Consider the following 13709-nt stretch of genomic DNA (forward strand, 5'->3'; position numbering starts at 1 on the left):
GCCTCTTTGCAGGCTTGAGCCCAATATCGTCAAGGGGTTTGCAGGGCAAACCCCTCAGTCCTGTTCCAGTTCGATGTTGATGCCCAGCGACCGGATTTCCTTGACCAACACGTTGAAGGACTCGGGCATCCCGGCCTCCATGCGGTGATCGCCGTCCACGATGTTCTTGTACATCTTGGTCCGACCGTTAACGTCATCCGATTTGACGGTGAGCATCTCCTGGAGGGTGTAAGCGGCACCATAGGCCTCGAGCGCCCAGACCTCCATCTCACCGAATCGCTGACCACCAAACTGCGCCTTGCCGCCCAGGGGTTGCTGGGTCACCAGGCTGTAAGGCCCGGTGGAGCGGGCATGCATCTTGTCGTCGGCCAGGTGATTCAGCTTGAGCATGTACATATAGCCCACGGTGATCGGTCGATCGAAAGCCTGACCCGTCCGGCCATCATAAAGCGTGGCCTGACCACTCTCCGGCAGACCGGCGAGCTTGAGCAGACTCTTGATCTCCTTCTCATCGGCGCCGTCAAAGACCGGCGTACCCATGGGCACCCCTTCACGGAGATTCTGGCAAAGCTCAATCACTTCCTGATCGCTGAGGCTGGCGACATCCACCTGCTGGCCGCCCGACTTGTTGTAGATCTTGTCAAGAAAATCCCTCAACTCCTTGACCTTGGCCTGGCGCTCCAGCATTTCACCGATGCGCTCGCCCAGGCCCTTGGCTGCCCAGCCCAGGTGAGTCTCAAGGATCTGCCCAATGTTCATACGGGAGGGCACACCCAGCGGCGAGAGGACCACATCAATGGGTTCGCCGTTCTCGTCGTAGGGCATATCCTCGACGGGCACGATCATGGAGACCACACCCTTGTTACCGTGTCGACCGGCCAGCTTGTCACCCGGCTGGAAGCGGCGTTTCACGGCCAGGTAAATCTTGGCCATCTTGAGCACGCCCGGAGCCAGATCATCGCCCGCGGTGATCTTCCGCTTCTTGTCTTCGAAGTAGCGGTCGAATTCTTCGTTCTGCTCTTCCAGGCGCTTGGCCATGCGCTCCAATTGGGCATTGGCGTCGTCATTGCGCAGTCGAATCTCGAACCACTTCTCCCGGGGAAGATCCTCGAGGTAACCGGCCGTGATCTTGGCGCCGGCCTTGAGGCCCTTGGGCCCACCCTCAGCCACTTTCCCGGCGAGCAGCTTCTCCACGCGGGAGAAGATGTCATTCTCCAGGATACGGCGACGGTCACGGATGTCCTTGCGGACCGCTTCCAGCTCGGCTTGCTCGATGGACAGGGCTCGGTCGTCTTTTTCGACGCCGTCACGGGTAAACACCCGGACGTCAATGACCGTGCCATCCATGCCCTGGGGCACACGGAGGGACGTGTCCTTCACATCCGAGGCCTTCTCGCCAAAGATGGCCCGCAGGAGCTTTTCCTCCGGCGTCAACTGGGTCTCGCCCTTGGGCGTGACCTTGCCCACCAGGATGTCACCGGCACGAACCTCGGCACCGATATAGGCAATCCCGGACTCGTCCAGCTTGGACAGGGCGGATTCGCTCACATTGGGGATATCACTTGTGATCTCTTCCGAGCCCAGCTTGGTATCCCGGGCCACACAGGTCAGCTCCTCAATGTGCACGGTGGTGAAACGATCTTCCTGCACCACGCGCTCGGAGATGAGGATGGAATCCTCGAAGTTGTAGCCATGCCAGGGCATGAAGGCGACCCGGAAATTCTGACCCAGGGCCAGCTCACCCATGTCGGTGGAAGCACCGTCAGCCAGAATATCGCCACGGGCGATCTGATCACCCTGCTTCACCAGAGCGCGCTGGTTGTAACAGGTGTTCTGGTTGGAGCGGGTGTATTTGATCAGGTTGTAGATATCCACACCGGCTTCATCGTCACCGGCTTCATCGTCATTAACCCGAACCACGACACGACTGGCATCCACATAATCCACGGAACCGCCACGACGGGCAACGACGCAGACACCGGAGTCCCGCGCAACCAGTCGCTCCATGCCGGTACCCACCAGAGGCTTCTGGGTCTTGAGATTGGGCACGGCCTGGCGCTGCATGTTGGAACCCATGAGCGCACGGTTGGCATCGTCATGCTCCAGGAAGGGCAGCAGGGCCGCGGCCACCGAGACGGTCTGCTTGGGTGAGACGTCCATGTATTCCACCCGGTCAGGGGTGGACATGCTGAACTCACCCTGGTGACGACAGGAAATCAGGTCATCAACGAACTTGTTGCCCTTGTCCAGACGAGCGTTGGCCTGGGCAATCACATAGCGACCTTCCTCAATCGCTGACAGGTACTCCACCTTGTCGGTCACCTTGCCGTTCTCGACCTTGCGGTAAGGCGTTTCCAGGAAGCCATACTCATTGGTACGCGCGTACACCGACAGGGAGTTGATCAGACCGATGTTCGGGCCTTCCGGCGTCTCAATGGGACAGACACGACCGTAATGGGTCGGATGAACGTCACGAACCTCGAAGCCGGCCCGCTCACGGGTCAGGCCACCCGGGCCGAGTGCGGAGACACGGCGCTTATGGGTCACCTCGGACAGCGGATTGTTCTGGTCCATGAACTGGGACAGCTGGGAAGAACCGAAGAACTCCTTCACCGCAGCCGCCACCGGCTTCGCGTTGATCAGCTCCTGCGGCATCAGGCCTTCGGAGTCGGCCAGGGCCAGACGCTCACGCACGGCCCGCTCGACCCGCACCAGGCCGATGCGGAAGGCGTTCTCAGCCATTTCACCGACGCTACGCACCCGGCGGTTACCCAGATGATCGATGTCATCGGTTGAGCCGTTACCGTTGCGGATATCGATCAGGACCTTGAGAACATCCAGAATGTCCGACTGCTCACCTTGCTCCTCGACGAGCTTGGCGGCCTCATCCGACTTCAGACTCTCGAAGTAGCGCTTGTCATAAAGCACGCCCGGGCCCTTGACATCGTCCCGCATGATCCGGCGATTGAACTTCATCCGTCCCACCGGAGAAAGATCATAGCGGTCATCGGTGAAGAAGAGGTTATGGAACAGGTTTTCCGCCGCGTCCTTGGTGGGCGGTTCGCCCGGACGCATCATGCGATAGATTTCGACCAACGCCTCGAGCTGGGTGCGGGCAGGATCGATACGCAGGGTATTGGACACATAGGGACCGTGGTCCAGATCATTGACATACAGGGTCTGCAATTCTTCGACCCCGGCGTCAGTGATCTTTTCGACCAATTCCTCCGTGAGCTCGTCATTGGCCTTGGCGATCAATTCACCGGTATTGGGATCGGCGATATCCGTAGCCAGGATCTTGCCTTCCAGATAGGAAGTCGGAACGACCAGGGACTTGACGCCGGCTTTTTCCAGCTCGCGGATGTGGCGCGCGGTAACCCGACGCCCCTGCTCCACCACGACCTTGCCTTTGGCCTTGATATCGAATGCCGCCGTCTCGCCACGGAGACGATCGGGGACCAGGTCCAGCTTCACCTCACTCTTGGTGAAGCGGAACACATTCTTCTCGAAGAAGGTATCCAGGATTTCCTGATCGGTGTACCCCAGGGCGCGCAGAAGGATAGTCGCCGGCAGCTTGCGGCGGCGATCGATGCGCACGAAGATCGAATCCTTGGGATCGAATTCAAAGTCCAGCCAGGAACCACGATAGGGAATTACCCGGGCGGAGTAGAGCACCTTGCCCGAGGAGTGGGTCTTGCCCTTGTCGTGATCAAAGAACACACCGGGGGAACGGTGGAGCTGGTTGACGATCACCCGCTCGGTACCGTTGATGACGAAGGTGCCGGTCTCGGTCATGAGCGGCATCTCGCCCATGTAGACTTCCTGCTCCCGCACGTCCTTGACCCGCGGCTTGCTGGCAGGAGCGTCCTTGTCGTAGATCACCAGCCGCACGAGCACGCGCAGCGGTGCCGCATAGGTCATACCGCGCAGCTTGCACTCGTTGACATCGAAGACGGGATCACCCAGCCGGTAGCTTACATACTCCAGCGCAGCATTCCCGGAGTAGCTGGTAATGGGGAATACCGAGTTGAACGCGCCCTGGAGACCATACTCCTCGCGCTTGTCACTCTTTTTTTCCAGCTGGAGAAATTGATGAAAGGAATCCAGCTGCGTCTGGAGCAGAAACGGCGGCTCCAGAACGGCGGGACTCTTTGCGAAATCCTTGCGGATGCGCTTTTTCTCGGTGAAAGAATAGGCCATCGGGGGTATCCTCAGCGCGTTCGGACTTCCATTGATTCAGTGCGTGACCTGGTCACGCCGGAGACCGCCAAGCCATAAGGCAGCCTCCTGAATTCGTTATCAGATTCTTTTTGTCAGTCCAGCTGCCGCAACGGCAGGGACGACAAAAGCAGGGACAGGCCGGCGGCTCCCGGCCACCAGCCCGTACCCTGCATTACGCAGCTTGCTGCGTTGGTCGGCAACTTACTTGAGCTCGACCTCGGCGCCAGCTTCTTCCAGATCCTTCTTGATCTTCTCGGCTTCTTCCTTCTCCACACCTTCCTTCAGCGGGGTGGGAGCGCCTTCCACGGCTTCCTTGGCTTCCTTCAGACCCAGACCGGTCACGCCACGAACAGCCTTAATGACGGCGACCTTGTTGGAGCCGAAGCTCTTCAGGACAACGTCAAACTCGGTCTGCTCTTCAGCGGCACCGGCGTCGGCACCACCAGCGGCAGCCGGAGCAGCGGCCACGGCAGCGGCAGCGGAAACACCGAACTTCTCTTCCATCTCGGAGATCAGGTCAACGACCTCCATGACGGTCATGTTGGAAATGGTCTCGAGAATATCTTCCTTCGAAACAGCCATTGTCACACTCCAATTCGTTCTGTTGAGTTACCCGAGTGATTGCTCACCCGCAATTGATTCATCCACCGATTTCTTAGGCAGCTTCGGCCTGCTTCTTGTCGCGATACGCGGCGAAGGTACGGACCAGCTTGGCGTGCGGCTCGTTGAGCGTGCGCACGAACTTCTCGACGGGCGCCTTCATGACGCTCATCAGCTGGGCCAGTGCCTCGTCGCGAGTCGGCAGCGAAGCAAGACGATCCAGTTCCGAACCCGGCAGGGCCTGTCCGCCGATAGCCACGATCTTGGCCTGGAGCGCATCATGCTCCTTGGCAAAATCCTTGACTACACGGCCAGCCGCACCAGGATCTTCCTGGGAGAACGCCAGCAGCAGAGGACCCACCAGGGAGTCGCTCATGCACTCGAAATCGGTACCCTCAAGGGCTCGACGCGCGAGATTATTCTTGACCACTCGCAGATAGACGCCATTTTCACGCGCCTTTGTGCGCAAGGCATTCATCTGCTCAACGGTCAGACCGCGGTATTCCGCTGCAACGGCCGAATGGGCCTCGGCGGCAACCACGCTAACCTCGGCGACCATAGCCTTTTTTGCTTCAAAACTAAGGGCCACGGTTTCACCTCCTGGCTGTGTGTTCAGGCTCCTTGGAACCTTCCCACGTTACCGTTCACAAATCGGACGATGGTCCCTCACCATCCGCCGTTACAACGGTGTCCGTCACCAGGCTGTCCTGACTCGGGTAACACCGTCTGCGTGAGCCGGCTTTCGCCATTAAGCCTACCCAACAGAGCAGGCACTCACGGTCTTTGACGCATCGCACCACCGAGATGGAGCGAGTACCTCAAAAGGGTCGCAGATCAGAGACTGCCCTGATCCACTGCAAGGCCCGGCCCCATGGTGCTGGAGACGGTGACCTTCTTCATGTAAACACCCTTGGCGGCGGAAGGCTTGGCCTTCTGCAGATCCGCCAGCAGGGCATTGAGATTATCCTTGAGCGCGTTGGCGTCAAAATCCACCTTGCCGATGGTGCAGTGGATGATGCCGGACTTGTCGGTCCGATAGCGGACCTGACCTGCCTTGGCATTCTTGACCGCCGTAGCCACATCCGGGGTCACGGTACCCACCTTGGGGTTGGGCATGAGGCCGCGGGGACCCAGGATCTGGCCAAGCTGACCCACCACGCGCATGGCGTCGGGGCTGGCGATGACCACATCAAAATCCATATTGCCCTTCTTCACTTCTTCGGCCAGATCGTCCATGCCGACGATATCGGCACCAGCTTCCTTGGCAGCATCGGCATTGGGACCCTGGGTGAAGACGGCGACGCGCACATCCTGACCGGTACCGTGAGGCAACACGGTGGAGCCGCGCACGACCTGATCGGACTTACGGGGGTCCACGCCCAGATTGACGGCCACGTCCACTGACTCGGCAAACTTGACCGCACTCAGTTCTTTGATAAGGCCAAAGGCGTCGTCAACCGGATAGAGCTTACCGGGTTCGACCTTTTCCTGAATCTGTTTCATTCGCTTGGTGAGCTTGGCCATGTCAGAGACCCTCCACTTCAAGGCCCATGCTGCGGGCACTGCCGGCGATGATCTTCACTGCCTGGTCCATATCAAAGGCATTCAGATCAGGCATCTTGGTCTTGGCGATCTCTTCCACCTGCTCACGGGTGACCTTACCCACCTTGTCGGTGTTGGGGCGTGCGCTACCAGACTTGATGCCCGCGGCCTTCTTCAAAAGAATGGCGGCAGGAGGGGTCTTGGTAATGAAAGTAAAACTACGATCGGAATAGACCGTAATCACTACCGGCGTGGGCAAGCCCGACTCGATGTTCTGGGTGGCGGCATTGAACGCCTTGCAGAACTCCATGATGTTGACACCATGCTGACCCAGGGCAGGGCCCACGGGCGGACTGGGATTGGCCTGACCGGCCGGAATCTGAAGCTTGATATAGCCTTCAACTTTCTTGGCCATGATAGTCTCCTGGTTGGGTACCGCCGAACTTTTCCTCGTTCGGACTAGCGCCTCTCGGCTCCCCGGTTTGATTAAATGCCGCCTGGCAGGCGGCGCGCACGGGCTTCCTGCCCGCCATGATCATTCAGGTTTTCTCGACCTGGCCGAACTCCAGCTCCACCGGCGTGGAACGACCAAAGATCAACACCGCCACACGCAGGCGACTCTTCTCGTAATTGACCTCTTCCACCACACCGTTGAAATCGGTAAAAGGACCGTCAATTACGCGGATCATTTCACCGGGCTCGAAGAGGACCTTCGGCTTGGGCTTCTCGGCCCCCTCTTCGACCCGATTCAGAATCTGTTCGGCCTCCCGATCGGAAATGGGCGATGGCCGATCGCTGGAACCACCGATAAAGCCCATGATCTTGGGCACACTCTTGACCAGGTGCCAGGTGTCGTCGTCGAGCTCCATCTGCACCAGAACGTAGCCCGGAAAGAACTTGCGCTCGCTACGGCGCTTCTGGCCGCCACGCATCTCCACCACTTCCTCGGTGGGCACAAGGATTTCGCCGAACTTGTCGGCCATGCCACTGTGTCGGACACGGTCTTCCAGGGAGCGCTTCACCTGGTGCTCGAACCCCGAGTAGGCCTGCAATACATACCAGCGCTTGGCCATGGATCAGCCCCCCGGGTTGGTGACGTAACCGGCGCCCCAGGCGAGGAGCATATCGATCAACCACAGGAAGATGGCCAGCAGAATCACCATCACCAGCACGGCAATCGTGGTCTGGGTAGTTTCCTGACGGTTGGGCCAGACCACCTTGCGCACCTCCACCCAGGAAGTGCGGGCAAAATCCCAGAGGGCATGCCCCTGAGTGGACTGCACCGCAATCAAGGCACCCACGACGAAGGCCGCGATCAGCCCCAGCCAACGGACTACAGCTGGCTGGTCGGTGAAATAATAAAACGCCACGATGCCGGACACCCCGACGGCCGCCCCGAGGAGCAGCTTCATGGTGTCGACACTACTTGTCTGAACTTCTGGTTTCCCGCTCATTCGAGAACAGATCCTTAGAAAAACACGAGCCGACTGACGATCATCGCCAGCCGGACCCGGGTAAAAATCTGGCAGGCCAGGAGGGACTCGAACCCCCAACCTGCGGTTTTGGAGACCGCTGCTCTGCCAATTGAGCTACTGGCCTAATACTCAGACCGGGCGGCACAGCCACCCGACCCTTCCTGCTTACTCGATAATCTTGGACACCACGCCGGCGCCCACGGTGCGACCGCCTTCGCGAATGGCGAAGCGCAGGCCGTCTTCCATGGCGATCGGCGCAATCAGCGACACCGTCATCTTCACGTTGTCACCAGGCATCACCATCTCGGTGCCTTCCGGCAGCTCACACGCACCCGTCACGTCCGTGGTACGGAAGTAGAACTGCGGGCGATAGCCGTTGAAGAAGGGGGTATGACGACCACCCTCTTCCTTGCTCAGCACATAAACCTCACACTCAAACTTGGTGTGCGGGGTGATGGAACCGGGGGCGGCCAGAACCTGACCACGCTCCACGTCATCACGCTTGGTACCACGCAGCAGAACGCCAACGTTGTCACCCGCCTGCCCCTGATCCAGCAGCTTGCGGAACATTTCCACGCCGGTCACCGTGGTCTTGGTGGTCTCGCGAATACCCACGATCTCCACTTCGTCGCCCACGTTCACAACACCACGTTCAACACGACCGGTCACAACCGTACCGCGACCGGAGATGGAGAACACGTCTTCAACCGGCATCAGGAAGGTACCGTCAACGGCACGCTCCGGCTCCGGAATGAACTCGTCCAGGGCTTCCAGCAGCTTGTTGATCGCCGGCACACCGATGTCGGAGCTGTCGCCTTCCAGCGCCTTGAGCGCGGAACCGGTGACAATCGGGGTATCGTCGCCAGGGAAGTCGTACTCGCTCAGAAGCTCGCGAACTTCCATCTCAACCAGCTCCAGAAGCTCGGCGTCATCAACCATGTCCGCCTTGTTCAGGAACACCAGAATCGCCGGCACGCCAACCTGGCGGCTCAGCAGAATGTGCTCACGGGTCTGGGGCATGGGACCGTCGGCCGCGCTCACCACCAGGATCGCACCGTCCATCTGCGCCGCACCCGTGATCATGTTCTTCACGTAGTCAGCGTGACCCGGGCAGTCAACGTGGGCGTAGTGACGATTGGCGGACTCGTACTCAACGTGAGCAGTCGCAATGGTGATGCCACGCTCACGCTCTTCCGGGGCGTTGTCAATATCGCCGTAATCACGGAACTCGCCACCGCTGGCCTCGCCCGCAACCTTCGTCAGCGCAGCCGTCAGCGTCGTCTTGCCGTGGTCAACGTGACCAATCGTTCCTACGTTCACGTGCGGCTTTGTTCTTTCAAACTTTTCCTTGGACATTCTGGCGACTCCCGGAAACGAAGCTGTTAACCAAAACCCCGGTCACTACCGACCATTACCGGAGCGACCCTGCCAAGACACCGCCAAAGCGGCGCCCACCAATGATCCGCAAAACCATGCGCGAATCAGACTATGGAGCCCATAGGCGGATTTGAACCGCCGACCTCTCCCTTACCAAGGGAGTGCTCTACCACTGAGCTATATGGGCGCACTCACTGCCCCTCGGGGCGTCGTACCTGGAGCGGGTGATGGGAATCGAACCCACATCATCAGCTTGGAAGGCTGAGGTTCTACCATTGAACTACACCCGCTGCGATCTTCAGATCGCGCCGCCGGGACCTTATCCCTGAGCGGCAGACGCCACCGAAGGGCGTATGCCCGCCGGTGGCGTTGCTGTATCTGGTGGAGGGGGGAGGATTCGAACCTCCGAAGGCAAAGCCAGCAGATTTACAGTCTGCCCCCGTTGGCCGCTTGGGTACCCCTCCGCAAGCGTAAGCCGGGGATTTTCGCCCATCCCCTCGCACACTGTCAAGAGAAAGCTGGAGCTGGCGACAGGAGTCGAACCCGCGACCTGCTGATTACAAATCAGCTGCTCTACCAACTGAGCTACGCCAGCCTGGTTCCCTCGACCACCAGAGCCGTCGAGGAAAGGGGCGCTATTCTAGCGGGTTGCGGCGGATATCCACAAGCTCCCCCTCGGCGCCGGGGCACAGCGCAGGGCGCAGGCGCCATTCCGGATGGTCCGCCTGCCAGACCTCGGGGGCGAGCCGCCCCTCAGGCATCAACAACCAGTAACGGGGCTCCTGGCGTTCGCGCTCACGGATATCCGGACTGAATCCGCGCTCCTGAAGTCGGTCCCGACGAAGCTCGGCGCGCTCGGGGGTGCTGAACAGCCCCAGGGATATACCGCCCTCACCTTCACCGCTGCGAATCAGGAAATAATCGCCAGCGCCCGCCGCCTCCAGGGCCGCCAGGGTTTCATCGGCATCTGTGATCCCGTCAGGCGGAATAATCACCCACCAGGCGAAGACCACTGACTCGGGAATCTCGAGCAAATGCGCGGAAAGCTCGGGGCGGAGCCGCTTGAATGCCCGCAAGGCTTCCTCGCCATCCACGCCACCCAATTGCACGCAACCGCCTGGTCGCCACTGGGGCTCGGCCGGCTCCCTCGGCTGCAGGTCAGACTCCGGTAGATCGGGCTCGGCCACAGCCAGCTGATAACGCTCATTGGGCTCAATTCGTACCAGCTCTTCCGCTGGGTCGGGGGCATGCCAGGCCTGCCAGGCCAGAACGACCAGGTTGAGCGCCAGCAGCAGCAGAAAAATCAGCCGAAGCATCTAGGCGCCTCCTCCAGCATGCCTTCCAAAACCAGATCGGGCACCAATCGGGGACGCTCGTCCGATAGCGCCTCGCAAACAGGCTCGGCACCACCGCCGGTCAGATAGAGGGGCCCCGCAACATCGGCTTGCCGGGCTAGCCGCAGGGCTCGCTCGACCCCGCCACAGACGGCCAGGCGCACACCGGCAGCTACGGCTGCACCGGTATCCGCGGCAGGGAAACCCGGCCCGCCGTCGCCTGGCCGCGGGCGAATGCCACTGGCACGGCCTACCAAGGCTTCAAGGCTTAAGGCCTCGCCGGCGAGAATGGCACCGCCAAGGTGGTGTCCGTCGTCTGCCACCAGGTCGATGGTCACCGCAGTACCCACATCCACCACCACGAAGCCCGCCCGCTCTCGCCGCCAGGCAGCCAGCATCGCCAACCAGCGATCCACGCCCAAGCGATCGGGCTCAGGGTAGGCGTTGACCAGGCCTTCCTGACCAACCGGAGTTCGCAGACGGGTCACGGGCCAGCCCCGCGCCCGAACTGCCCGCTCAAGGCGGGCCGTGTAGTCTGCCTCCCGGACCGAAGCCAGGCGCACTGCCTTGATGTCGTCGCGCTCCAGAACTGCGGGCAGAGAACCACCCTCATGAACCCCGTGCTCGCGAAGCCGCCCGTCGGAGTCGGCAAGCGCCCACTTGAGCCGACTATTGCCACTGTCCAACAAGAGAATCATGTCAGTTCGATCTGGCCGGCCGCAGACTGACTTCCCCCACCTGCCAGCGGCTGAGGGAACCATCGGCTTCCCGCAAACACAGCGCCGCGGCCTCATCCAGCCCCTGGGCACAACCCGCCACCTGTCGCGTGCCCAGATCGAGAGTCACCGAACGACCGGCCAGCGCATCGCGCTCGGCCCAGGCATCGGCGAACGGGGCAAATCCCTGCTCAGCGTAGCGGCCCAGATCATCACAGAGCCTTCCGAGTACCATGCCAGCAAGATGGTTGCGGGAGGGGCGCGCCATCACCGCCGACAGGTCGGCGGCCGCCTGGTCCACCGGCTCGTTTGGCAGGGCCCAATTGATACCGACTCCAATGATCACATCACAGGGCCCCTCGGGCGCGCCGCGCAACTCAATCAGGATGCCGGCCAACTTGCCCTGCTCGCAGAGCAGATCATTGGGCCACTTCAAACGCAGCCCCCTGGCCCCCAACGCCTCAAGGGCCCCTGCCAGGGACACGGCGATGGCAGGGGCAAGAGCCGAAACGCCGGCGCTTAGCACGTGAAAATGCCAGGCAAGTGAGAGGGGAATACCGGCGCCATAGGCACTCAGCCACTGGCGCCCACGCCGACCACGCCCGGCCGCCTGGCCTTCGGCCAGACAGGCCTGGGGCCTGGCATCTGCGGGCAGATCGGCCAGAAACTGGTTGGTAGAGGCGACGGCGGCAGGCAGGTGAAGCTGCAATTGCCTATTCCACGGCGAACCCATGGCCGCACGAATGGCGTCGGCGTCAAACAATTCTACCGGATGGGTGAGGCGATAACCCCGCCCCCGCTGACGGTCCAGACCGAGCCCGGCTTCAGCAAGTGCCTCCAGGTGCTTCCAAACGGCCGCCCGCGAAACGCCCAGCGCACCGGCCAGGGCTTCACCGGAATGGAATTCGCCGTCCGCCAGGGCAACCAGAATCCGATGGCGCAGCTCATCGCCGGGTCGGACTCGGGAGGCGCTTGGATCGGCCGCCTCACTCATCCCTCACCGCTCCCGTGCCGGCGGCGGAATAGCATAGCCTTCTCGAAGCGCGCCTCTTCGCCCCTTGCCAGACGTTTCAGATTGCTGCGATGGGTGTAAACAATGGTGATGAACATCACCCCGGTGAAGGTCACCAGCATGCCGGTCAGGGGCTCCCCGATGGCGAGCATGTAAACCGGGCCCACGGCAGCGGCAAGAACCGTGGCAAGACCCACATAGCCGGAAAACACCAGAACCAGCAGCCAAACCGCCAGAATGGGCAACAGCGCCATCGGCGCAATCACGATCATCACACCGACCAGGGTGGCGGCGCCCTTTCCACCACGAAAGCCATGCCAGAGCGGCCAGACGTGACCGAAAACCACTGCCACCCCGCACAGCGCCATGAGCCATTCCGGATCCAGGGCCTGGGCAGTTTCCGTGAGCAGGCTGAGCTGGGGAATCAAGGCCACCGCGGCCACACCCTTGAGAACATCGATCACGGCTACCGCCGCGGCAAAACCCTTGCCCCGCGTCCGCAGGGCATTGGTGGCACCGGCATTGCCGCTGCCCTCGCGACGGATATCCGCCCCACCAATCAGCGGGCGCAGGATCAAGCCCCCCATCACCGAGCCCACAAGGTAGGCGGCCAATACAATAAGCCCCAGTTCCAGCATCAATATCTCCTGCGATCACCAAATGAGGGAAGCTGCAGTTTACCGCCCCGGGGGCCGCCTCCGCCACGGCGCCGACCAGGGCAATATTTTACAGCCGAAATATTTCGGTCTATAATATTTCGCACACAAAATTTTTAGCAGGCAAACCATCTTGCAAGCGACGCCAGATTTTGACAGCACTTCCCGTTACGACGAGCGCATCCTCCGCGCCCTGCGGCGGATCATACGGGCGGTGGATTTCTATAGCCGCCAGCTATCGATGCGCCACAGTCTCACCGGCCCCCAACTGATTTGCTTGCGACAGCTCAAGCAGCACGGTGAGCTGACGCCGGGCCAATTGGCACGTGCGGTCTCACTGAGCCCGGCGACGATCAGCGGCATCCTGGACCGCCTGGAGCGCCGGGGCTATCTGACCCGCAAGCGCCGCGCGGAGGACAAGCGCCAGGTGCTGGTGGCCTTGACCAAGGCCGGCATGGAGCTGGTTGATCGCACACCTCTCCCCCTCCAGGAGCGCTTCATTCAACGTCTGGCGGAACTGCCGGAAGCCCGCCAGGCTGAGATTGACCGCGTCTTGCAGCGCATCGTGACCATGATGGAAGCGGAAGAGATTGATGCCGCACCCGTTCTGGCCAGCTGGCCAACCGGTAACGAGACGCCGGAGACGGCCTCGAGACGCCTTGATCAGGCGCCCGGCACAGCTTCCAGTATCGAAGACGACAGCAGCCATGAAGGAATCAACGGTAGCCGCTAAGCAGGACCAGCACCCGAACCGGCAGGCTAGAGCATGCCGGGGT

13 protein-coding genes and 5 tRNA genes are annotated in these 13709 nt (G+C 61.0%); 1 reads left to right on the top strand and 17 read right to left on the bottom strand.

What is annotated here, in order from left to right; all coding sequences use genetic code 11:
* Window positions 1-54: 54 nt before the first annotated feature.
* From rpoB to plsY, 17 genes are all read right to left on the bottom strand, one after another.
* Window positions 55-4200 carry a DNA-directed RNA polymerase subunit beta gene (gene rpoB / locus VCB98_RS05105; protein ID WP_346050830.1) on the bottom strand — a complete coding sequence of 1382 codons (4146 nt, stop codon included), beginning with the start codon at window positions 4198-4200 and terminating at the stop codon, window positions 55-57.
* A 222-nt stretch (window positions 4201-4422) separates the two neighbouring features.
* Window positions 4423-4803 (bottom strand): 50S ribosomal protein L7/L12, encoded by a 381-nt coding sequence (rplL, locus tag VCB98_RS05110; protein ID WP_346050831.1) that lies wholly within the window; start codon window positions 4801-4803, stop codon window positions 4423-4425.
* 73 nt (window positions 4804-4876) lie between these two features.
* On the bottom strand, window positions 4877-5410 hold the full coding sequence (rplJ, locus tag VCB98_RS05115; RefSeq protein WP_346050832.1) for a 50S ribosomal protein L10: 534 nt from the start codon (window positions 5408-5410) through the stop codon (window positions 4877-4879).
* Window positions 5411-5655: 245 nt separating this feature from the next.
* Window positions 5656-6345 carry a 50S ribosomal protein L1 gene (gene rplA / locus VCB98_RS05120; protein ID WP_346050833.1) on the bottom strand — a complete coding sequence of 230 codons (690 nt, stop codon included), beginning with the start codon at window positions 6343-6345 and terminating at the stop codon, window positions 5656-5658.
* 1 nt (window position 6346) lies between these two features.
* Window positions 6347-6778, bottom strand: a complete 432-nt coding sequence (gene rplK / locus VCB98_RS05125) for a 50S ribosomal protein L11 (protein WP_346050834.1) — start codon at window positions 6776-6778, stop codon at window positions 6347-6349.
* A gap of 124 nt (window positions 6779-6902) precedes the next feature.
* Window positions 6903-7436 carry a transcription termination/antitermination protein NusG gene (gene nusG / locus VCB98_RS05130; RefSeq protein WP_346050835.1) on the bottom strand — a complete coding sequence of 178 codons (534 nt, stop codon included), beginning with the start codon at window positions 7434-7436 and terminating at the stop codon, window positions 6903-6905.
* 3 nt (window positions 7437-7439) lie between these two features.
* On the bottom strand, window positions 7440-7817 hold the full coding sequence (gene secE, locus VCB98_RS05135; protein ID WP_346050836.1) for a preprotein translocase subunit SecE: 378 nt from the start codon (window positions 7815-7817) through the stop codon (window positions 7440-7442).
* A gap of 69 nt (window positions 7818-7886) precedes the next feature.
* A tRNA-Trp gene (locus tag VCB98_RS05140) sits at window positions 7887-7962 on the bottom strand.
* Between the two features lie 41 nt (window positions 7963-8003).
* Window positions 8004-9194, bottom strand: a complete 1191-nt coding sequence (gene tuf, locus VCB98_RS05145) for an elongation factor Tu (RefSeq protein WP_346050825.1) — start codon at window positions 9192-9194, stop codon at window positions 8004-8006.
* 133 nt (window positions 9195-9327) lie between these two features.
* Window positions 9328-9402: transfer RNA gene (locus tag VCB98_RS05150), tRNA-Thr, on the bottom strand.
* A 29-nt stretch (window positions 9403-9431) separates the two neighbouring features.
* Window positions 9432-9505, bottom strand: a tRNA-Gly gene (locus tag VCB98_RS05155).
* Between the two features lie 89 nt (window positions 9506-9594).
* Window positions 9595-9679 (bottom strand) — tRNA-Tyr (locus VCB98_RS05160).
* Window positions 9680-9734: 55 nt separating this feature from the next.
* Window positions 9735-9810: transfer RNA gene (locus VCB98_RS05165), tRNA-Thr, on the bottom strand.
* A gap of 40 nt (window positions 9811-9850) precedes the next feature.
* Window positions 9851-10531: a hypothetical protein gene (locus tag VCB98_RS05170; protein WP_346050837.1), complete on the bottom strand. Its 681-nt coding sequence runs from the start codon at window positions 10529-10531 to the stop codon at window positions 9851-9853.
* Complete coding sequence (locus tag VCB98_RS05175) at window positions 10519-11247, bottom strand: type III pantothenate kinase (protein WP_346050838.1); 729 nt, start codon at window positions 11245-11247, stop codon at window positions 10519-10521. The genes VCB98_RS05170 and VCB98_RS05175 overlap by 13 nt, the downstream gene beginning before the upstream one ends.
* A gap of 1 nt (window position 11248) precedes the next feature.
* A complete protein-coding gene (locus tag VCB98_RS05180; protein ID WP_346050839.1) occupies window positions 11249-12259 on the bottom strand; it encodes a biotin--[acetyl-CoA-carboxylase] ligase in 1011 nt (336 codons plus the stop codon).
* Window positions 12256-12915, bottom strand: coding sequence for a glycerol-3-phosphate 1-O-acyltransferase PlsY (gene plsY / locus VCB98_RS05185; protein WP_346050840.1), 660 nt, complete (start codon window positions 12913-12915; stop codon window positions 12256-12258). The genes VCB98_RS05180 and plsY overlap by 4 nt, the downstream gene beginning before the upstream one ends.
* A 151-nt stretch (window positions 12916-13066) precedes the next feature.
* Here plsY and VCB98_RS05190 point away from each other — a divergent pair, with 151 nt between their 5' ends.
* Window positions 13067-13666 carry a MarR family winged helix-turn-helix transcriptional regulator gene (locus VCB98_RS05190; RefSeq protein WP_346050841.1) on the top strand — a complete coding sequence of 200 codons (600 nt, stop codon included), beginning with the start codon at window positions 13067-13069 and terminating at the stop codon, window positions 13664-13666.
* Window positions 13667-13709: the final 43 nt, after the last annotated feature.

Origin of the sequence: Natronospira elongata, assembly GCF_034931365.1 — a bacterium.
In the GTDB taxonomy this organism is placed as follows: Bacteria; Pseudomonadota; Gammaproteobacteria; order Natronospirales; family Natronospiraceae; genus Natronospira; species Natronospira elongata.

Excerpts from the sequence above, each read along its gene's own strand:
- rplK (WP_346050834.1), bottom strand. The coding sequence starts at position 6,778 with ATGGCCAAGAAAGTTGAAGGCTATATCAAGCTTCAGATTCCGGCCGGT.
- VCB98_RS05180 (WP_346050839.1), bottom strand. The coding sequence starts at position 12,259 with ATGAGTGAGGCGGCCGATCCAAGCGCCTCCCGAGTCCGACCCGGCGAT.
- VCB98_RS05170 (WP_346050837.1), bottom strand. The coding sequence starts at position 10,531 with ATGCTTCGGCTGATTTTTCTGCTGCTGCTGGCGCTCAACCTGGTCGTT.
- nusG (WP_346050835.1), bottom strand. The coding sequence starts at position 7,436 with ATGGCCAAGCGCTGGTATGTATTGCAGGCCTACTCGGGGTTCGAGCAC.
- tuf (WP_346050825.1), bottom strand. The coding sequence starts at position 9,194 with ATGTCCAAGGAAAAGTTTGAAAGAACAAAGCCGCACGTGAACGTAGGA.
- plsY (WP_346050840.1), bottom strand. The coding sequence starts at position 12,915 with ATGCTGGAACTGGGGCTTATTGTATTGGCCGCCTACCTTGTGGGCTCG.
- rpoB (WP_346050830.1), bottom strand. The coding sequence starts at position 4,200 with ATGGCCTATTCTTTCACCGAGAAAAAGCGCATCCGCAAGGATTTCGCA.
- rplA (WP_346050833.1), bottom strand. The coding sequence starts at position 6,345 with ATGGCCAAGCTCACCAAGCGAATGAAACAGATTCAGGAAAAGGTCGAA.
- VCB98_RS05175 (WP_346050838.1), bottom strand. The coding sequence starts at position 11,247 with ATGATTCTCTTGTTGGACAGTGGCAATAGTCGGCTCAAGTGGGCGCTT.
- rplL (WP_346050831.1), bottom strand. The coding sequence starts at position 4,803 with ATGGCTGTTTCGAAGGAAGATATTCTCGAGACCATTTCCAACATGACC.
- secE (WP_346050836.1), bottom strand. The coding sequence starts at position 7,817 with ATGAGCGGGAAACCAGAAGTTCAGACAAGTAGTGTCGACACCATGAAG.